The organism is Cupriavidus sp. 05T42, from assembly GCF_056396345.1.
Map to the genome: position 1 here is coordinate 112,719 of NZ_JBFTLH010000015.1, position 20,047 is coordinate 132,765.

The 20,047-nt window shown below is 64.8% G+C and carries 16 protein-coding genes and 1 pseudogene; 14 read left to right on the forward strand and 3 right to left on the reverse strand.

The window, feature by feature from the left end; translation table 11 throughout:
• The first annotated feature begins 132 nt into the window (after window positions 1-132).
• The 6 genes from AC1EJR_RS19965 to AC1EJR_RS19990 all read left to right on the forward strand — a co-directional run bounded on the left by AC1EJR_RS19965 (window position 133) and on the right by AC1EJR_RS19990 (window position 6,309).
• On the forward strand, window positions 133-1,077 hold the full coding sequence (locus AC1EJR_RS19965) for an aldo/keto reductase (RefSeq protein ID WP_477147451.1): 945 nt from the start codon (window positions 133-135) through the stop codon (window positions 1,075-1,077).
• A gap of 9 nt (window positions 1,078-1,086) precedes the next feature.
• Window positions 1,087-2,451 (forward strand): NTP/NDP exchange transporter, encoded by a 1,365-nt coding sequence (locus AC1EJR_RS19970; RefSeq protein ID WP_477147452.1) that lies wholly within the window; start codon window positions 1,087-1,089, stop codon window positions 2,449-2,451.
• A gap of 99 nt (window positions 2,452-2,550) precedes the next feature.
• Window positions 2,551-3,657, forward strand: coding sequence for an S-(hydroxymethyl)glutathione dehydrogenase/class III alcohol dehydrogenase (locus tag AC1EJR_RS19975; protein ID WP_092296751.1), 1,107 nt, complete (start codon window positions 2,551-2,553; stop codon window positions 3,655-3,657).
• An 11-nt stretch (window positions 3,658-3,668) separates the two neighbouring features.
• Window positions 3,669-4,517 carry an S-formylglutathione hydrolase gene (gene fghA, locus AC1EJR_RS19980; protein ID WP_092296873.1) on the forward strand — a complete coding sequence of 283 codons (849 nt, stop codon included), beginning with the start codon at window positions 3,669-3,671 and terminating at the stop codon, window positions 4,515-4,517.
• 19 nt (window positions 4,518-4,536) lie between these two features.
• Entirely contained in the window at window positions 4,537-6,009 is a 1,473-nt protein-coding gene (locus AC1EJR_RS19985) for an amidase (RefSeq protein ID WP_477108400.1), read from the forward strand.
• Between the two features lie 51 nt (window positions 6,010-6,060).
• Window positions 6,061-6,309: a hypothetical protein gene (locus AC1EJR_RS19990; protein ID WP_454757879.1), complete on the forward strand. Its 249-nt coding sequence runs from the start codon at window positions 6,061-6,063 to the stop codon at window positions 6,307-6,309.
• 27 nt (window positions 6,310-6,336) lie between these two features.
• On the opposite strand, the gene msuE is transcribed toward AC1EJR_RS19990, so the two are convergent.
• Window positions 6,337-6,900 carry an FMN reductase gene (msuE, locus tag AC1EJR_RS19995; protein ID WP_477147453.1) on the reverse strand — a complete coding sequence of 188 codons (564 nt, stop codon included), beginning with the start codon at window positions 6,898-6,900 and terminating at the stop codon, window positions 6,337-6,339.
• Between the two features lie 92 nt (window positions 6,901-6,992).
• Window positions 6,993-7,628 (reverse strand): annotated as a pseudogene (locus AC1EJR_RS20000) (MetQ/NlpA family ABC transporter substrate-binding protein); the annotation flags it as partial.
• Window positions 7,629-7,867: 239 nt separating this feature from the next.
• Between AC1EJR_RS20000 and AC1EJR_RS20005 the strand changes: the two are divergent.
• The 8 genes from AC1EJR_RS20005 to AC1EJR_RS20040 all read left to right on the forward strand — a co-directional run bounded on the left by AC1EJR_RS20005 (window position 7,868) and on the right by AC1EJR_RS20040 (window position 19,014).
• On the forward strand, window positions 7,868-11,065 hold the full coding sequence (locus AC1EJR_RS20005; RefSeq protein ID WP_477147454.1) for an efflux RND transporter permease subunit: 3,198 nt from the start codon (window positions 7,868-7,870) through the stop codon (window positions 11,063-11,065).
• Entirely contained in the window at window positions 11,062-12,246 is a 1,185-nt protein-coding gene (locus AC1EJR_RS20010; RefSeq protein ID WP_441593291.1) for an efflux RND transporter periplasmic adaptor subunit, read from the forward strand. Before AC1EJR_RS20005 ends, AC1EJR_RS20010 begins: the two co-directional genes overlap by 4 nt.
• Window positions 12,247-12,260: 14 nt before the next feature.
• On the forward strand, window positions 12,261-13,742 hold the full coding sequence (locus tag AC1EJR_RS20015) for an efflux transporter outer membrane subunit (RefSeq protein ID WP_477147455.1): 1,482 nt from the start codon (window positions 12,261-12,263) through the stop codon (window positions 13,740-13,742).
• Window positions 13,743-14,038: 296 nt separating this feature from the next.
• Window positions 14,039-14,242, forward strand: coding sequence for a hypothetical protein (locus AC1EJR_RS20020; RefSeq protein ID WP_092296770.1), 204 nt, complete (start codon window positions 14,039-14,041; stop codon window positions 14,240-14,242).
• A gap of 168 nt (window positions 14,243-14,410) precedes the next feature.
• Window positions 14,411-14,611 (forward strand): hypothetical protein, encoded by a 201-nt coding sequence (locus AC1EJR_RS20025; RefSeq protein ID WP_092296773.1) that lies wholly within the window; start codon window positions 14,411-14,413, stop codon window positions 14,609-14,611.
• Between the two features lie 214 nt (window positions 14,612-14,825).
• Window positions 14,826-17,147 (forward strand): FdhF/YdeP family oxidoreductase, encoded by a 2,322-nt coding sequence (locus tag AC1EJR_RS20030; RefSeq protein ID WP_477147456.1) that lies wholly within the window; start codon window positions 14,826-14,828, stop codon window positions 17,145-17,147.
• A 141-nt stretch (window positions 17,148-17,288) separates the two neighbouring features.
• The gene (locus tag AC1EJR_RS20035) at window positions 17,289-17,624 is read left to right on the forward strand and encodes an HdeA/HdeB family chaperone (protein ID WP_477147457.1); all 336 of its coding nucleotides are present in this window, start codon (window positions 17,289-17,291) and stop codon (window positions 17,622-17,624) included.
• Between the two features lie 106 nt (window positions 17,625-17,730).
• Window positions 17,731-19,014 (forward strand): cupin domain-containing protein, encoded by a 1,284-nt coding sequence (locus AC1EJR_RS20040; protein WP_477147458.1) that lies wholly within the window; start codon window positions 17,731-17,733, stop codon window positions 19,012-19,014.
• A 34-nt stretch (window positions 19,015-19,048) separates the two neighbouring features.
• On the opposite strand, the gene cydB is transcribed toward AC1EJR_RS20040, so the two are convergent.
• On the reverse strand, window positions 19,049-20,035 hold the full coding sequence (cydB, locus tag AC1EJR_RS20045) for a cytochrome d ubiquinol oxidase subunit II (RefSeq protein ID WP_477105499.1): 987 nt from the start codon (window positions 20,033-20,035) through the stop codon (window positions 19,049-19,051).
• Window positions 20,036-20,047 lie beyond the last annotated feature (12 nt).

The following is a 20,047-nucleotide window of genomic DNA, read 5'->3' on the forward strand; positions in this document are numbered from 1 at the left end:
GGATTGTTCAGTGTGCGCCGCTTTTTTGCAATCGGGCCCCACCCGCCCGTGCCCGATGTTGGCCTGTTGTCTGGTTTACATCGCCCCGGCCACGCGCTAACGTCCTGAAACCCGACCGCGAGGGACATTGCCATGCCGATCGACCGCCGCACCTTCCTGGGACTTTCCGCCGCGCTGGCCGCCTTRCCGGCCACCCCTGCCCTGGCCGCCGCTCATGCAGCCGCTCATGCAGCCGCTCATGCCGCCACCATGGAGGCGCCGATGCGGCGCAAGATCCCGGGCACCAATGTGCAGTTGCCGGTCATCGGCATGGGCACGGCCGATACCTTCAACGTGGGCACCGGCGCTGACGAACGCACCCCGCTCACCGAGGTCATGGCGCTGTTGCTGCAGCGCATTCCCGGCGCCGTGGTGGACACCGCGCCCAGCTACGGCAGCGCGGAAGCCGTCACCGGCGACCTCCTGCAAGCCGCCAAGGCCCGCCAKCGGGTGTTCCTGGCGACCAAGGTCTCTACCAGCGTGGCGCAGGTGCCGGCGCAGTTCGCCCGGTCGCTGTCCGATCTCCACGTCGACAGCGTGGATTTGCTGCAGGTGCATAACCTGATCGACTGGCAGAACAACCTGCGCTGGCTGCGCCAGCAGAAGGAAGCCGGCAAGACCCGCTATATCGGCATCACCCACTATCGGGAAGACTCGCACGACACCCTGGCGCAGATCCTGCGGCAGGAAAAGATGGATTTCCTCCAGATCAACTACTCGCTGKGCGAGCGCAACGCCGAGAAGACGCTGCTGCCGCTGTGCGAGGAGCGCGGCGTGGCGGTGCTGGTCAACCGGCCGTTCCAGGATGGGCGGCTATTCAGCGCGGTGAAAGGCAAGCCGGTGCCCGACTGGGCCGGCGAGGTGGACTGCACCACCTGGGGACAGCTGTTCCTGAAGTTCGTGGTCAGCCACCCGGCGGTGACGGCGGCCATCCCGGCCACCTCCAAGCCGCGCAATATGGCCGACAACCTCGGCGCGGCGTTCGGCCGCATGCCCGATACGCGCGAGCGGGCCCGCATTGCCGCCGCGCTGGCCTGAGCGCCGGCCATGGCTACGCCCCCGCCCCTGCCCCAGCCTGACGCGGCCCGTCCGCTGCAACGCGGCCTCGGCATGCGCCCCGGCGAAGCCCCCGCCGTGGTGGCGGGCTTCCTGTTCTTCTTCTGCCTGTTCGCCAGCTACTTCATGCTGCGCCCCGTGCGCGAGACCATGGGCATCGCCGGCGGCGTGCAGAACCTGCAATGGCTGTTCACCGCCACCTTCGTGGTGATGCTGGTGGCCATCCCGTTCTACGGCGCCTGCTGCAAGTGGCTGCCCCGTCGACGCTTCGTGCCGTGGGTCTACGCATTCTTCATCGCCAACCTGCTTGGCTTTGCCTTTGCCACGCGGGCGATGCCGGACAACGTGTGGCTGGCGCGCGTGTTCTATGTCTGGCTCTCGGTCTTCAACCTGTTCGTGGTGTCGGTGGCGTGGAGCCTGATGGCCGACGTGTTCCGTCCCGATCAGGCCAAGCGGCTGTTCGCGCTGCTGGCGGCGGGCGCCAGCGCCGGCGGGCTGGCGGGTCCGCTGCTGGGCGGCTGGCTGGTGGGAAGCATCGGGCTGACGGGGCTGATGGTGCTGTCGGCGGCGCTGCTGGCCGCCACGCTGCMCGGCGTGGGTTTCCTGTTCGGCTGGCGACGCCGCTCGGGGGCAGGGATGGCCGGTGTGGGCAGCACGGGTGCGGGGCAGGACCCGGCCGAGCCGGTCGGTGGCGGGCTGTGGGCGGGGCTGGTGCTCGTGGCGCGCTCGCGCTACCTGCTCGGCATCAGCGTGTTCGTGATCCTGCTCGCCACGGCGAGCACCTTCCTGTACTTCGAGCAGGCCAAGCTGGTGGCCGCCGCGTATCCGTCGCGCGCGCAGCAGACACAAGTCTTCAGCGCGCTCGATGCCACGGTGCAGGCGCTGACCATCGTGATCCAGCTGTTCTTTTCGGGCCGCGTGGCGCGGCGCTACGGCGTGACCGCGCTGCTGACCGGGGTGCCTGTGCTGGTGACCCTCGGCTTCCTGGCGCTGGCGGTCTGGCCGACCTTCGCGGTGCTGGCCGGCGCGATGATCGTGCGGCGCGTGGGCGAGTACGCGCTGCTGCGCCCCGGGCGCGAGATGCTGTTCACCGTGGTGGACCCGGAAACCAAGTACAAGGCCAAGAACGTCATCGACACGGCGGTGTATCGCGCGGGCGACGCGGTGAGCGCCTGGGTGCGCACCGCCATCGACGCCATCTCCGGCCATCCCGCCTCCGTGGCGCTGGCCGGCGCGGTGCTGGCCATCGCGTGGGCCTGGCTGGGCTGGTGGCTGGGTCGGCGGCACGAAGGCCAGCTGACACCCGCCGGGGAGGCGTCCACGGTGCTCGCGCGCGGCGCGCCGGGCGGCCGATAATCGAGCATCCGTCTGGCCKCGCGCCGCCGATGGCCGTATAGTCGTGGCCTGTTCGCGCGCCACGCGCGCCGCCCCCACACGCTTGCCTAGGAGCCCCCCATGAAGACCAAAGCCGCCATCGCCTGGAAAGCCGGCGCCCCGCTGACCATCGAAGATGTCGACCTGGACGGCCCGCGCGCCGGCGAGGTGCTCGTGGAAATCAAGGCCACCGGCATCTGCCATACCGACTACTACACGCTCTCGGGCGCCGATCCGGAAGGCATCTTCCCGGCCATCCTGGGCCATGAGGGCGCCGGCATCGTCACCGACGTCGGCCCCGGCGTGACCTCGCTCAAGCCGGGCGACCACGTGATTCCCCTCTACACGCCGGAATGCCGCCAGTGCAAGTTCTGCCTGTCGCGCAAGACCAACCTCTGCCAGGCCATCCGCGCCACGCAGGGCAAGGGGCTGATGCCGGATGGCACTTCGCGCTTCTCGATCGACGGCAAGCCGATCTTCCACTACATGGGCACGTCCACCTTCGCCAACCACATCGTGGTGCCGGAGATCGCGCTGGCCAAGATCCGCCCGGATGCCCCGTTCGACAAGGTCTGCTACATCGGCTGCGGCGTGACGACCGGCGTGGGCGCCGTGCTGTTCACGGCCAAGGTGGAAGCCGGTGCCAACGTAGTGGTGTTCGGCCTCGGCGGCATCGGCCTGAACGTGATCCAGGCGGCCAAGATGGTCGGCGCTGACAAGATCATCGGCGTGGACCTGAACCCGGGCCGAGAGGCGATGGCGCGCAAGTTCGGCATGACCCACTTCGTCAACCCCAAGGACGTGCCGAACGTGGTGGACCACATCGTCCAGCTCACCGACGGCGGCGCCGACTACTCGTTCGAGTGCATCGGCAACACGCAGGTCATGCGCCAGGCGCTGGAGTGCTGCCACAAGGGCTGGGGCAAGTCGATCATCATCGGCGTGGCGGAAGCCGGCGCGGAAATCTCGACGCGCCCGTTCCAGCTGGTGACGGGCCGCGAGTGGAAGGGTTCGGCATTCGGCGGCGCACGCGGGCGCACGGACGTGCCGAAGATCGTCGACTGGTACATGGAAGGCAAGCTCAACATCGACGACCTGATCACCCACACGCTGCCGCTGGAGCGCATCAACGAAGGCTTCGACCTGATGAAGCGCGGCGAATCGATCCGCTCGGTGGTGCTGTACTGATGCAGACCGACCTGGAACTGCTCGCCGAGCATGGCTGCCACGGCGGCGTGCAGCGCTTCTACCGGCACCACTCGGCCGCCATCGGGCTGCCGATGCGGTTCTCGGTGTTCCTGCCGAAGGAAGCGCTGGGCACGGGCACCACGCGCGTGCCGGCGCTGTTCTACCTGGCCGGGCTGACCTGCACCGAGGAAACGTTCCCGATCAAGGCCGACGCCCAGCGCTACGCCGCCGAGCACGGCATGATGCTGATCTCGCCCGATACCAGCCCGCGCGGCGCCAACGCGCCGGGCGAGGCCGATTCGTGGGACTTCGGCGTGGGGGCGGGGTTCTACGTGGATGCCGTCGAGGCGCCGTGGCACATGCACTGGCATATGGAGAGCTACGTGGCGAGCGAGCTGTTCGCCATCGCCACCACCGAATTGCCCGGCGATGCCGCGCGCGTGGGCATCTTCGGCCATTCGATGGGCGGCCACGGGGCGCTGGTGCTGGCGCAGCGCTATCCGCACCGTTTCCGCTCGGTGTCCGCCTTCGCGCCGATTGCCGCGCCGATGAAATGCCCGTGGGGCATCAAGGCCTTCAGCGGCTACCTCGGCAACGATCCGGTGCGCTGGGCCGAGCACGACGCCAGCGAACTGATGACCGGGCAGGACGCGCCGCCCTTCCCCGCCGGCATCCTGATCGACCAGGGTCTGGCCGACCGCTTCCTCGAGGAGCAACTGCATCCGGAAGCGTTCGAGGCCGCCTGCAAGGTCGCCGGCCAGCCGCTGACGCTGCGACGGCACGCCGGCTACGACCACGGCTACTACTTCATCCAGACGTTCATGGCCGACCATATCCGGCATCACGCCGCCCAACTCTGACGCTGACACCGAGCCCGCCATGCCTTACGCCGCCGATCCCATCGTCATGCTGTCCGCGCGGGCGCTGTCGCAGGCCATCCACGGGGGCGAGGTGTCGTGCCGGCAGGTCATGGCCGCCTACCTGGCCCATATCGCGCAGGTCAATCCGGGCAGCAACGCCATCGTGGCCATGCGGGACGAAGCGGCGCTGATGGCCGAGGCCGCCGCGGCCGACGAGGCGCTGGCGGCGGGCCGCTCCGCAGGCTGGATGCACGGCATGCCGCAGGCGCCCAAGGATTTGGCGATGACGCGCGGCATCCGCACGACGTTCGGCTCGCCGATCTACAAGGACAATGTGCCGACGATCGATGCCATCGTGGTCGAGCGCGCGCGGCGCGCCGGGGCGATCCTGATCGGCAAGACCAACACGCCCGAGTTCGGGCTGGGCTCGCAGACGTTCAACCCGGTGTACGGCGCCACGCTGAATCCCTACGATGCCACGCGCACGGCGGGCGGCAGCAGTGGCGGCGCGGCGGCGGCACTGGCGCTGCGCATGCTGCCCGTGGCGGATGGCAGCGACTTCGGCGGCTCGCTGCGCAACCCGGCCGGCTACTGCAACGTATTCGGCTTCCGGCCCTCGGCGGGCCGCGTGCCCTACGGCCCCACGCCGGAACTGTTCCTGTCGCAGCTCGGTTGCGAAGGCCCGATGGCACGCACGGTGGCGGACCTTGCCCTGCTGCTGGCCACGCAGGCCGGCCCCGACGCGCGCACCCCGCAGGCGCTTCCAGCCGACCCGGTGCTGGCCTCGCTCACGCCCGCGAACGTCACGGACGTGCTGCGCGCCGACCTGAACGGCAAACGCGTGGCGTGGCTGGGCGACTGGGGCGGCTACCTGCCGATGGAAGACGGCATCCTGCCGCTGTGCGAGCAGGCACTGCGCTTCTTCCCGGATTTCGGCGTCAGCGTGGAAGCTATCGGCGCCCCTTATCCGCCCGAGAAAATCTGGCAGACCTGGCTGACCCATCGCCATTTCCTCGTCGGCAACGCCCGCATGACGCTCTACCGCAACCCGGCCACGCGCGCGCAGCTGAAGCCAGAGGCCATCTGGGAGATCGAAGGCGCGCTGAACCAGACCGCCAGCGACCTCTACACCGCCAGCACGGAGCGCTCGGCCTGGTACAACGCGCTGCAACGCACCTTCGCCACGTTCGACTATGTGGCGGTGCCTACGGCGCAGGTGTTCCCGTTCGATGTGAAGCAGCCGTGGCCGACATCCATCGCCGGCCGGCAGATGGATACCTATCACCGCTGGATGGAGGTGGTGGTGGCGTGGACGCTGTCTGGCTCGCCAGTCATCAGCGTGCCGGTGGGGTTCAATGCGGAGGGGTTGCCGATGGGCATGCAGCTGATTGGCCGCCCGCGCGACGACCTGGCCGTGCTGCAACTCGCCGCCGCCTACGAGCAGGCGCGCGACTGGGTGGGCAGCCGGCTGCCGCCAGCCATTGCAGACTGATCGCGGTGCACTATCCTGAAGGCTCCCCATCCCCGTATGAAGGAGCCTGCCATGGGCACTTCACGTCACATCGCCCTGGCGCTGGGCCTGCTCTTCGCGAGCGGTGCCGCGCTGGCGCATAACTGTCCCAATGAGATGAAGGCCATCGACGCGAAACTGGCGACCAAGCCGGCGCTGTCGCAGGCCGACATGACCAAGGTCCAGAAGCTGCGCGCCGACGGCGAAGCGCAGCACAAGGCCGGCGATCACGACGCCTCGATGAAGTCGCTCGGCGAGGCGAAGAAGCTTCTCGGAATCTGAACCCGAGCCGGGCCAAATCAGGCCAGGTCAGGCCACGCGCAGCAACTGGCGCGCGTGGCTGGCGAACAGCGGCGCCGCACGATCMGCCGCGAGGCGGATGCGTTCCTGCAGCGGGCCATTGCCGACCTGATAGCCGTCGAAATCAGCCGTCGAGGCATACACGCCAATCGGGAGCGTCAGCGCCTGCAGGAAGCCGAACAGCGGGCGCAACTGGTGCTCCAGCACCAGTGCGTGCCGGTCACTGCCGCCCGTGGCGGCCAGCAGCACCGGCGTATCCACCAGCGCGTTCATCCCGACCAGATCGAACAGATGCTTGAAGTGGCCCGGGAACGAGCCCCGGTAGACCGGCGCGGCGGCGATCAGCAGGTCTGCCGACTCGATGTCCGCCAGTTGCGCCTCGATCTCGGCAGGCAGTTCCTMGCGCGACAGCGCGCCACCCAGCGGGCGGGCAATCTCGCTCAGGTCGACGATGCGGGTGTCGAGCACGAGCCGTTCTTCCAGCGCTTCCAGCAGTGCCTCCACGAGCACACGCGTGCGCGAGGGCTGGTGGACACTGCCATTGACGGCGACGACTTTGAGGGGGGTAGCCACTGGTGGTTCTCCGTTTGGATCGACCCCTACCTTAGCGCCGTCGCCGCCGAGGGCGAACGAAGGAAATCGAGTATGGATAGATGAAGTGCCGATCAGAACGACGGCACCATCGCGCCCTTGTACTTTTCCTTCATGAACTGGCGCACGTCTTCCGACTGGTACGCCGCCACGAGTTTCTTGACCCACGGCTTGTCCTTGTCCTGCGTGCGCACCACGATAATGTTCGCGTACGGGCTGCGGATGTCTTCCATGGCGATGGCGTCCTTGGTCGGCTGGAGGCCGGCGGCGAGCGCGTAGTTGGTGTTGATCACCGCGGCGCTCACATCAGGCAGGGCGCGCGCCAGCTGGGCGGCGTCCAGTTCCACGATCTTGAGCTTCTTGGGGTTCTCGGCCACGTCCAGCGGCGTAGCGTTCACGCCGTTGGTGCCCACGCCCGGCTTCAGCTTGATCACGCCCTGTGCGGCGAGCAAAAGCAGCGCGCGGTTCTCGTTCGACGGGTCGTTCGGCACGGCCACCTTGGCGCCCTGCGGCAGGTCCTTCGGCGACTTCAGTTTCTGCGCGTACACGCCCAGCGGCGAGATATAGGTGTAGCCCACGCTGACCATCTTGTAGCCGCGCTGCTTGACCTGGCTGTCCAGGTACGGCTGATGCTGGAAGCTGTTGGCCTCCAGATCGCCCGCGTCCAGCGCGGCGTTCGGCTGCACGTAGTCGTTGAACTCCGACACCTCGCGCGGATCGGCGGCGGCAAGGCCGCGTCGGATGGACGCGGCCGGGACGAAACTTTACCTCAATGTGCCTTGCCGGTCGGGTGGCTCGCACTCATCGTCGGCACGTTGCGCTTTTCAAAAGTTGCATATCTCGACAGTTCGAACAGAAAAGCGCCGCCAGTTTCCGAAATAGTCCTGCGGCCATTTCTTTCTAGACTCACTTTGCCTTCAATCGGGACAGGTGAACCAGGAAAACGAACATGTGGATCGTCAGGCTTGCACTACGCCGGCCCTATACCTTCGTTGTGCTAGCCATTCTGCTGTTGCTTGGTGGGATGGTTTCCATCCTGCGCATGCCTACGGACATTTTTCCGTCGATCGACATTCCGGTGGTCAGCGTGGTCTGGAGCTACAACGGTTTGTCTGCCGAAGACATGGCGCAACGTATCGTCACGGAATACGAGCGTTCCCTGACCACCGACGTCGACAATATCGAGCACATCGAGTCGCAGTCGCTACCGGGGGTGGCCGTCATCAAGGTCTTCTTCCACCCCGGCGCTGACATCAACCGGGCGATTGCTCAAGCCACGGCCGGCGCGCAATCGATTCTCAAGCAGATGCCKCCGGGCGCCACGCCACCCCTTGTCCTTAGCTACAACGCCTCTACGGTACCAATCCTGCGCCTGGCGCTAGGCAGCGACACGCTGCCGGAGCAGGAACTGTACKACCTGGGCAACAGCTTTATCCGCACCCAACTGGCCACAGTAGAGGGCGCGTCAGTGCCGCTTCCCTACGGCGGCAAAGTACGCCAGGTGACGGTGGACCTTAATGTACCGGCACTCCAGGCACGCGGCCTGGCTCCAGTCGATGTCGTGAGCGCGATCAACGCGCAGAATTTGGTTTTGCCTGGCGGCACCGCCAAGATTGGCTCGCTGGAATACCGGGTAGATCTCAATGGCAGTACGCAGACCGTAGCCGCGTTGAACGACTTGCCGGTCCGCAGCGGCCCCAACGGCACGGTCTATGTTCGCGACGTGGCGCAGGTCCACGATGGTTACGCGCCCCAGACCAATGTGGTGCGGCATGACGGCAAGAGAGCCGCGCTGCTGGAAATCGAGAAGACTGGCAGTGCCTCAACACTGACCGTCGTTTCGCAGATCCGGGCCCTGCTGCCGCACATTCTTTCAGGACTGCCGAAGTCGCTCCACGTGCAACCCCTCTCGKACCAGTCAGTGTTCGTATTGTCGGCGATCGACGGTGTGCTGCACGAGGCGCTGGTGGCCGCCTGCCTGACAGCCACAATGATCCTGCTGTTCCTGGGTAGCTGGCGCGCCACGCTGATCATTGCCATCACGATTCCGCTATCGGTACTGGCAGCACTCATCGCCCTGGCGGCGCTGGGGCAGACCTTGAACATCATGACGCTGGGCGGGCTCGCGCTTGCCGTGGGCGTACTCGTAGATGACGCCACCGTGGCAATCGAAAATATTGCCCATCATCGCGAGACAGGCAAGCCACTCGAGCAGGCCATCCTTGACGGTTCGGGAGAAATCGCACTGCCCACGCTGGTGTCCACGATGTGCATCTGCATCGTGTTCCTGCCGATGTTCCTACTCAGCGGCGTCGCTCGCTACCTGTTCGTGCCCCTGGCCGAATCAGTGGTGTTTGCGATGATGGCGTCCTACTTCCTTTCCCGCACGCTCATTCCCACGCTGGCGCACTATCTACTGCGCGGCGAAAATGCGCAGCGGCCCAAGGGCGGACGCCTGGCCAGCTGGTTCAGCGCGGTTCATACGAGATTTGACGCGAGATTCGAACGGGTGAGGCTTTCGTATTCGCGCCTGCTGCGCGCTGCGCTGGCTGCGCCACGCCGTACCGTTTCGTTCTTCGCGCTAGTTTTTTTGGTGTCGATGACGCTTGTGCCGTTCCTGGGCCAGGATTTCTTTCCCACCATCGAAGGCAGCGAGATCCGACTGCATATGCGGGTACGCACCGGCACGCGCATCGAGGAAACGGCGCGTATCGTAGATGAAGTGGAAAATGAGGTCCGCCTGGTCATCGGACCCACCCACGTGGCCGGCATCGTCGACGACATTGGCCTGCCCGTCAGCGGCATTAACCTGACCTACGATTCTGCGCTGCCGATTGGCACCGGCGACGCGGAGATCCTGGTGTCGCTGAAGCCCGATGCCGGCCGTTCTGGCGCGCTGGTCKAACAGCTCGACGCGGCCCTGCGGAAGAACTTTCCCGGGGTCAGCTTTTCGTTTCTGCCGGCCGACATGGTCAGCCAGATCCTCAATTTCGGCCTGCCTGCGCCTATCGACATCCAAATAGTCGGGAAAGACCTGGAAGGCAACCGCAAAGTGGCCGATCAACTGATGCGCAGCCTGGCAGGCGTGCCCGGACTGACCGACCTGCACCTCCAACAGCCGAGCGACCAGCCTGCCCTGAGTCTCAATGTTGACCGCACACGTGCCCTGCAGGCGGGGCTGTCCCAACGCGAAGTGGCGCAGAACCTGCTGATCTCCCTGTCCGGCAGCAGCCAAACAGCGCCCAACTTCTGGCTTGACCCCAAGAACGGCGTCAGTTATCAGGTGGCCGTATCGGTGCCGCAGTATGCAATGGACTCGCTGCAAACGCTGTCGAGCATTCCACTTGGCCTGGGCGCTGACACTGTGCAGCAAGGTGGCGCTGGGCAGCTTGGCCAGTTCGGCACCATCACGCGCTCCAGTCAGCAAGGTGTGGTTTCGCATTACAACGTGCAACCAGTACTCGATCTGTTCGCTGCAGTACGGGGTCGCGACTTGGGTTCGGTGGCCAACGATGTGCAGCGTATCGTCAGCAAGGCGCACGATCAGTTGCCGGCTGGCTCAGACATCGTTGTCCGCGGCCAGGTGCAGACAATGCATGCATCGTTTGCAGGCCTGCTGGCCGGCCTGGCTGCTGCCATCGTGCTGGTCTACCTGTTGATGGTCGTGAACTTCCAGTCGTGGCTCGATCCACTTGCCATCGTTGGCGCACTTCCCGTAGCACTCTCTGGCATGGCATGGATGTTATTTGCGACCGATACCACCATCAGTGTTCCCGCGCTCACGGGGGCCATCATCTGCGTTGGCATCGCGACGGCTAACAGCATCCTCGTGATAAGCCACGCGCGCGAAGGGATGGCAGGCGGAAAATCTGCCGTGGATGCAGCATGGGAAGCTGGCTTCAGCCGCTTCCGCCCTGTGGCGATGACGGCGCTGGCCATGCTGTTCGGCATGGTGCCGATGGCTTTGGCGACAAGTGGTGCGGGCGCGCAGAATGCGCCGCTCGGTCGCACCGTGATTGGCGGCCTGGCATTTGGCACAACCGCAACGCTGGTACTCGTGCCAGTGTTCTTTGCCACCCTGCATGACTGGATGGCGGGCCGCACCCGAGTCGACGACTCCGCCACGCTTCGAGAAGACCTGGCATGACACATAGCAAACCTCGTACTACGGCCTCGGCGCCACGTAGCCGGTCACGCCTCGCCATACTGGCGGTATCGGGGCTTTGCGTCGCAGCAGCCCTTACTGCCGGGATCTTCCCACGCTGGCACAGCTTTGGCGCTTTGCAGTTGCGCGCCAAAAGCGCGGAAATTCCTGTCGTCAGTGTGGTGTCCCCCCGAAATGCTGCAGCCGTGCGCGATATCACCCTGCCAGCCGATGTCCAGGCCTACGACGATGCCGCCATCCATGCGCGCGTCAACGGCTATCTGCGGCGCTGGTACGCCGACATCGGCACCTCGGTGAAGGCTGGCCAGTTGCTAGCGGAGATTGATGCGCCCGAGGTATCCGACCAGTTGCGCCAGGCTCGCGCCGACGAAGCAACAGCGGCCGCCAACTACCAGCTGGCCAGCACCACGGCCAAGCGCTGGCAGGACCTGCAGGCGACTAACTCCGTCGCGCAGCAGGAAACCGACCAGAAAGTCGCCGACATGCATGCCAAGGCGGCCTTGCTGGCCGCGGCACGCTCAAATACTTCGCGGCTGGCACAACTGGCCAGCTACATGCAGATCCGCGCGCCGTTTGATGGCGTGATTACCGCACGCAATGTCGATACGGGGGCGCTGATTGACGCGGGTAGCGCACCGAGCCAGGACCGCGAACTATTCCATATCTCGGCCGGCACGCGGCTGCGCGTCTATGCTCAGGTCCCCCAGGATGTCAGCGCGGCAACGGTGCCGGGCACGCGCGCTTGGCTGACTTTGCCGCAAGCGCCGGGACAACGCTACCCCGCCACCGTTACGCGCACGGCCGGTGCGATCAACTCCATCACGCGCAGCCTGCGCGTGGAGCTTGACGTCGACAGCCAGGACGGCCGTATCCTGCCCGGCACCTACGCCCAGGTGCATCTGGAAGTGGGCAGCGCCCATGCGGGCCTGGATCTGCCAGCCAATACGTTGATGTTTCCCGCCAGTGGCCCTGCGGTGGCCGTTGTGGATGCTGAAAACAAGCTGACGATTCGTCAGGTCGCACTCGGTCGAGATTTCGGTTCGCATGTGGAGGTACTAAGTGGCGTGCAGGAGAACGACCGGGTCGTCGTCAACCCCGGCGACGGCATCGTCTCCGGCATGCCCGTGCGCGTGGCCGCCCCCGCCAAGGGGGACGCGGCATGAGCGGCGACCGGAAGATGAAGCGGGACACGAAGCGCACCACCAGGCCTTCCATCAGGCACACCGCCGTCGTGCTGGCCTGCGCCTGGCTGGCCGGATGCGCCACCGAGCCGTACCAAGTGCCGGCGATGCCGCTGCCGGCCACCTATCAGGAAGCCGAGGCTGTCCAGCACCAGGACGCCATCGCGTCGGACTGGTGGCGCGCCTACGATGACGCCACACTCGACGCCCTACTGGCACGCATTGACGTCTCGAACCAGAGCCTGCTCAAGTCCATGGCCCTGCTGCGCGATGCGCGCGCGCAGGTGGCTGCCGCCCGCGCCGACTACTTCCCCACCGTCGGCGCCGCCGCCAGCGTCACGAGTACACACCTGTCAGCCAACGTGCTGGGCCATTCGCTGGCCGGCAGGACCACGCCCGATCACCTGATTGGTCTCGGTGCCACCTGGGAACCTGACCTGTTCGGCCGCATCGGCAACAACGTCGACGCCGCGAAGGCCCGCCTGCAGGCCAGCGCCGACGATGTGGCCGCCGTCCGCCTGAGCCTGTTGGCGGAAGCCGCCATCGACTACTTCGGCATCCGATMGCTCGACCGCGAGGCGGCGCTGCTGCAGCAGACCGTGGACGCCTACGCATCGGTGCTGCAACTGGTGACCAACCGCTACCTGGGCGGCATTGCGGCGGAAAGCGATGTCGCCCAGGCGAAGGCGCGCGTGGAAGGCACGCGCGCCCAGCTGACCGACCTGCAACTGGCGCGTACGCAGCTGATGCATGCACTGGCCACGCTACTGGGCGAGCCGGCGAGCACCTTTACCCTGCCGGTGGCCACGTCGAATCCGGGTGAGACCAGCATCGCCCTGCCCGCCACGCCGGCGGCCGTGCCGGCCACACTGCTCCAACGCCGTCCGGACATCGCAGCGGCGGAGCGCCGGGTGGCCGCCGCCAACGCGCAGATCGGCGTGGCACGCGCGGCCTTCTTCCCGACGCTGATGCTGAACCTGAACGGCGGACTGGAAAGTTCCGGCCTGGCGGGATGGCTGACGGCGCCGAGCCGCTTCTGGGCCGTCGGCCCGTCACTGGCCGCGACGATCTTCGATGGCGGCAAGCGCCAGGCCGGCGTGGACAGCGCCCGCACCCAGTTCGACGCCAGCGCGGCGGATTACCGCCAGACCGTGCTCAATGCCGTGCAGGATGTGGAAGACAACTACGCGGCACTGCGGTTGCTCGACGAGGAAGCCGCCAGCCAGCGGGCCGCCGTCACGGCATCCKACCGCGCCTTGCAGCAGGCCACCGAGCGTTACCGCAAGGGCGCCTCCGCCTACCTGGACGTCAACGTGGCGCAGGCCACCGCCCTGACCGACGCCCGCGCATTGGAAGCCGTGCACCGGCGCCAGCTGACGGCCAGCGTCTCGCTGTTCCGGGCGCTGGGTGGGGGATGGGATAGAAAGGATGGGAAGACGGGCGAGCCCGCCGAGGCAAGCACGCCGGCCTCAGACTGAGGCTGATGCTCTGTTGGCGCTGCCCGGACGCCCATGCCCCGCTTCAAGCCGATGATGCCCAGCGCCTCGGCGAGCGGCGGGCGTCACCGGGGTCGACGTGCATATACGACACCTCCGCCGGCCGCGCACAATGGCCCTACGCCCGCGGGCCGTATTCTCAAGTCTCACTCACTCCTCAGGAAGACAGATATGCGCTACATCATTACCCAAGACGGCACCCGCCTGTTTGCGGGGCCGGCGCCATGCTGATCGGCGCTTGAACCGCAGATCCATCGCAGTCCCACTGGAGAATCTCCATGCGTTCGACCCTGTTCCGCTCCGTTCTAGCCGCCACCTGCCTGCTCGGTACCGTGGCCGCCCATGCCACCGACCCAGCCACCAGCCCGTTTGCCGCCGATCGCTACGACTACAGCGTGCTGCCATCCGCCAGCGCTGTGGCCAAAGCACCGGCACCGGTCCGATGCCATGACGGCAAGGCGGCCTGCCATCCGAAGCACTAGGCGCCCTGCCGCGCGTCACGCGCGGTGGCGTGTTCCGGATGCGGCTGGCAAGAAGGGGGCCCCCCCATACCTTCGTTTAACGCGACACCACCTACGCGACTATTGTGGCCATCCGCACCGGGCTCCTAGCATTCCAGTCAACATCGATTGCTTCCACGGGAGCCGACCATGACAAGCCAAATAACCTGGATGCAGCGCCTCGCCGTTGCCCCCGACCACATCCCCGCACCGGCGCCCCCAACGCACCCTGACATCGCGGAGGCCCTCGTGAGCGAACAGGAAAGCCTGCTGCTGATGTACGGCTGGATTGTCCTTGCCGTCCTGAATCTGATTTTGATTACCGTCGCGTTCCTCCAGTACGCCGACTGAGCGCCCGGCACACCGACCGCATTCGTCCCTGGGTTTTCTCGCCTAGGCAATTTGTGGAGCCACTTCATCCTTTGGTTTGCCTGCGGCATTCCGGGCCTCCGGCATGTCGTGCGAAAACGAAACTGGCTCCGCAAGACGCAATTGCCGCAATCCTTCCTCCTTTACGCTCGGGCCATCACAAGGCATCGAACTCTTTAAGGCAGGAGACCCAGTCATGGCCTTCAAATCAAAGCCCCGCATCGAACCCTATGCCCACGCCGCCGCCGGCTGGGGCGCGCTGAAGTATGTCGCCATCAACCTCATCAAGGAACGCGTGCCGGGCCGTGACTACGCGATGCTGTTCCGCCAGAACCAGCCAGACGGCTTTGACTGCCCAGGCTGCGCCTGGCCTGACCGCGAACACGCATCGACGTTCGAGTTCTGTGAGAACGGCGTCAAGGCCGTGGCAGCTGAATCTACCGGCAAGCGCGTGACGGCCGAATTCCTCGCGCATCACACGGTGGAATCGCTGATGCGAGAGACCGACTACGAGCTGGAGCAGCATGGCCGTCTGACCGAGCCTGTGGTCTATGACGCAACGTCAGATACGTATCGCCCGATCAGTTGGCAGAATGCCTTTTCCCTTATTGGTACCCGGCTGCGCGCCATGCCCGACCCGAATCAGGCTGCTTTCTACACGTCCGGGCGCGCGAGCAACGAGGCCGCCTTCATGTATCAGCTGTTTGCACGGATGCTGGGCACCAACAATTTTCCGGACTGCTCGAACATGTGCCACGAAGCCACCAGTCGTGGCATGCCGCACACCGTAGGCGTCGGAAAGGGCACAGTCACGCTGGATGATTTCGAGACCTGCGACACGATCCTGCTGTTTGGCCAGAATCCCGCCACAAACCATCCGCGCATGCTCTCCGAACTACGCGACTGCGCCAAGCGGGGCGCCACGCTGGTATCAATTAACCCGCTGCGCGAACGTGGGCTTGAGCGCTTCACCAGCCCGCAGAGCCCGGTCGAAATGCTGACAATGTCAGAGACGAAGATCTGCTCGGTGTTCGTGCGTCCGACACTTGGCGGCGACTACGCGCTGATCAAGGGGGTGGCGAAGCGCGTGCTGGAACTGGACGACGAAGCGTTGACCAATGGAACGGCTCGCGTACTGGACACGGCTTTCATTGCTGAGCACACGCACGGCTTCGCGCCATTCGCGGCCGACCTGCGCGCCGAATCGTGGCCCATCATCGAGCGCGAATCTGGCGTACCGCGCGAAGAGATCGAGGGTCTGGCCACCATCTATGTCCGGGGCGAGCGCGTGATCTGTACCTGGGGCATGGGCCTGACTCAGCACAAGCACTCGGTACAGACGATCCAGATGCTGACCAACCTGATGATGCTGCGTGGCAATATCGGGCGCGAAGGCGCGGGCCTGTGCCCCGTTCGCGGCCACTCCAATGTGCAGGGGAACCGGACGGTCGGCATCGAGGAGCAGCCGACCGGGGCCTTCCTCGACAAGCTCGGCGCAGCCTTCGGCTTTAATCCGCCGCGCGAACACGGCTACGACGTTGTGGAGAGCATCGAGGCGATGCTGCGGGGAGACGTGAAGGTCTTTATCGCATTGGGCGGGAATTTTGCATCGGCTACACCTGATACCGAGCGCACCTGGGACKCCCTGCGCGCATGCGACCTGACGGTGCATATCGCCACCAAGCTTAACCGCAGCCACCTTATCCATGGAAAAGAGGCGTTGATCCTGCCGACACTGGGGCGCACTGAGATTGACCTGCAGGACGGCGCTACGCAAGGCGTGACCGTGGAAGACTCAGTCTCGCAGGTCCACATCTCCTTTGGCATGAACAAGCCCGCATCACCCGACCTGATGTCCGAAACTGCCATCATTGCCAACTTGGGCCATGCAACGCTGGGCAGCGAGACGGTCGACTGGCTCTGGTACGCACAGGACTACGCCCGCATTCGGGACAAGATCGCGGAAGTCATCGACGGCTTCGAGCACTACAACGCCCGCATCGCCATGCGCGGTGGTTTTCATCTGTATGTTCCCGCGCGCGAGCGGCAATGGCACACGCCCTCCGGCAGGGCGGAGTTCATTGTCAACGCACTGACTCCGGACACACCGATTGCCCAGGCCCGCGCCCGCTATGGCGAGCGGTTGATGACGCTGATGACCACGCGTTCTCATGACCAGTACAACACGACGATCTATGCGCTGGACGACCGCTATCGCGGCGTCTTCGGGCAGCGGCGCGTGGTCTTCATCCATGCGGCGGACCTGGAAATGCTGGGCCTGCGCGACGGCGACTGGGTCGACATGACCACGGTATGGCACGACGATGTCGAGCGGCGTGCCGACGGATTCCGACTGGTGGCGTACGACATTCCGCGCGGATGCATCGCCGCCTACTATCCGGAAACCAACCCGCTGGTACCGTTGGACAGCGTGGGGGACGTCTGCAATACCCCAACCTCAAAATCCATTCCAGTGCTGTTGCACCCGACGGCCTCCCCTGCCTCGAAGAAGGCATAGCCATGCGATTTGAAAACGCCTGACATGCTCCGAAAATCCCCCACCTGCGCGACCTTCTACGATAGGCCCAGGCGTGAACGAGATCATTCTCCTGATTGCGCTTCACGTCGATCCATCCCAACGAAGCTTCCAGGAGCCAGCATGAAACGCCTGATTMTTTCCCTCGCTATCGTCACCCTTTCCGCCCCGCTCATCGCCTCTGCTGCCACTGACGAAGTCAAGACCGTGAAGCCGTTCAAGATGACTTGCGAGGAGTTCCTATCGGTCAGCGAAACCTACAAGCCGGCGGTGGTCTACTGGATCGCCAGCGTAGACAAGCTGGGCGTGCGCGAGAACGACCAGATCGTCGTTGACACGCCGCGCACGGTCGCTCACGTGGTTGACGAATGCCGGAAAGCACCCACCAAGAAGCTCTCGGACAAGGTGCGAACGTCGCTGGATAACCAGACGCTGAAGATCAACTACAACGGCGCCTGATGGCTTCTTGCCCGACATGGCGGCGATGCCTGGCGGGCCCTCCAACACCGTCCCTTGGGCGCTTCTGACGCGCGTGAGACTTCCCTATCCATGCAAAGGAAAAATCATGACTGACTTGTCCAGACGAAAGGTAATGATCGGTACGGCAACCGCGGCGTTTGCAGCCGCCGCTGCGTCAGCTCATGCCGCTTCATTCGGCAATCCAGACCGTCCGCCTGAAGGGGCGATCAACGCGCGCAACCGGCAGGGCCTCACCGATCCCGGCCCGCGGGACGATATGCTGGCACGGCAGTTCCCGTCCGCCCAGGACGCGCCGGCCACCGATGTCAACGGCATGCCGCAGTTTTGGTCGTCGTTCAACAATGCGCACAAGCGTATCCAGAACGGCGGCTGGGCACGCGAAGTCACGCAGGAGGATTTTGCCATCTCCAAGGACATCTCCGGCGTGAACATGCGGCTTTCGGCGGGCGGCATTCGCGAGATGCACTGGCATCAGCAGGCCGAATGGGCCATCATGCTCGACGGCAAATGCCGCATCACGACACTTGATGAAGAAGGCCGTTCATCGGTGCAGGACGTCAAAGCAGGCGACCTCTGGTACTTCCCGCCAGGGCTGCCGCATTCGCTGCAGGGAGCAGGCACCACCGGCGCGGAATTTCTGATTGCGTTCGATAGCGGCATGGCGTCCGAATTCAACACGCTGCTGGTAACGGACTGGCTCGCTCACACGCCGCCTGAAGTGCTGGCTGCTAATTTCGGCGTTCCGGTGGAATCGCTCAAGGATATTCCCGTCGACAACCTCTGGATCTTCCAAGGCAAGGAGCCGGGACCACTCGCGGCAGCACAACGTGCTTCCGCCTCGAAGAAAGGTCCACCCGCACTTCCGGTAACGTTTTCGCTGGCAGGGTCCACGCCGGTGCGCAAGACGCGCAGCGGCTATGTACAGATTGCGGACAGCCGCAACTTCAAAATCTCGCAGAATGTGGCCGCGGCGCTGGTCACGGTAGTGCCGGGCGGTCTGCGCGAGCTGCACTGGCACCCGAACGCCGACGAATGGCAGTACTACATCAAGGGCAAAGGGCGCATGACTGTCTTCGATACGGGTCCCAAGGCGATGACCGCCGACTTCAACGCGGGTGATATCGGCTACGTGAAGAAGGGGCTCGGTCACTATGTGCAGAATGTCGGCAACACGGACCTGATCATGGTCGAGGTCTTCAAGGCTGACCACTTTGCGGAGGTGGCGCTGTCCGACTGGCTCACGCATACACCGCCTGAGATGGTCATGCAAACGTTGAACATCAGCGCGGAAACGCTGGCGCAGTTCCCGCGTGACCGCCCCGACATCGTGCCGGAATKACCCGCTTCTTCTTCGCCGCTATCTGACTGAGGATGCTCGACGTCAGTCAGATAGCGTAGCGCCTTCAATAATGCTCGGACGTGACGTCAACCTTGCCTTTGAAGACCGTGTAGCCGCACAGGGTGTAAGCCAGCATCAATGGGAAGACAAAGAGACCAGCCCCCCAGAACATGAACGACAGGCTCGACATCGGCGCAGCAGCCTCATTGATCGTGATGCTGAACGGCACGATGTACGGCCAGAACGAGACGGCGAACATCCCATATGCCACCACGAACAAGGCTGCGGACGCCAGGAATACCGAAGTATCCATCGCCCTTCTTGCCCCATGCCAGACAATCAACACGGCGATCAACCCAACGAACGGTACAAGGAACAGCACTGGACGCTCCGTCCATCGCGCCATGACCGCAAAATTGGCGTACAACGCGTGGAAGAAGAGTGCGATGAGCAAGACGAGTACGACGACAAGCAAGCGAGGAATCGCCCTGAATGCGGCATCGCGCGTCTCTCCCTCGCACTTCTTCGCCAGCCACCCCGCTCCGAGCAACATGTAGCCGAAGCAAAGCGCAATGCCGGCGACTACGGAGAACGGGCTCAGCCAGCTCATATCGTTGCCCATGAATCGCCCATTTTCGATGGGAAGACCCTCTGCCAACGCGCCAATCATCGCGCCTTGCATAAACGTTGCCACGAGAGATCCAACGACTAAGCCGCAATCCCACACCGGCTTGGAACGATGCGCATGGACACGGAACTCGAACGAAACGCCGCGGAAGATCAAGCCCGCCAGCATGACGCAGACGGGAATGTAGAAGGCACCGAGCAACGTCGAATAGACGATTGGGAATGCGCCCCAAAGCACAACGCCCGCCACGATCAGCCACGTCTCGTTACCATCCCAAATCGGCGCGATTGAAGCCAGCATCGACTTTCTTCGTGCTTCATTCCGAGTCGTGCCAAACAACATGCCGACACCGAGGTCAAGACCATCGAGCAGCACATAGACGAGCATACTGATGGCCAGGATTGCGGACCAGTACGTAATCATGGTTGCCTCACA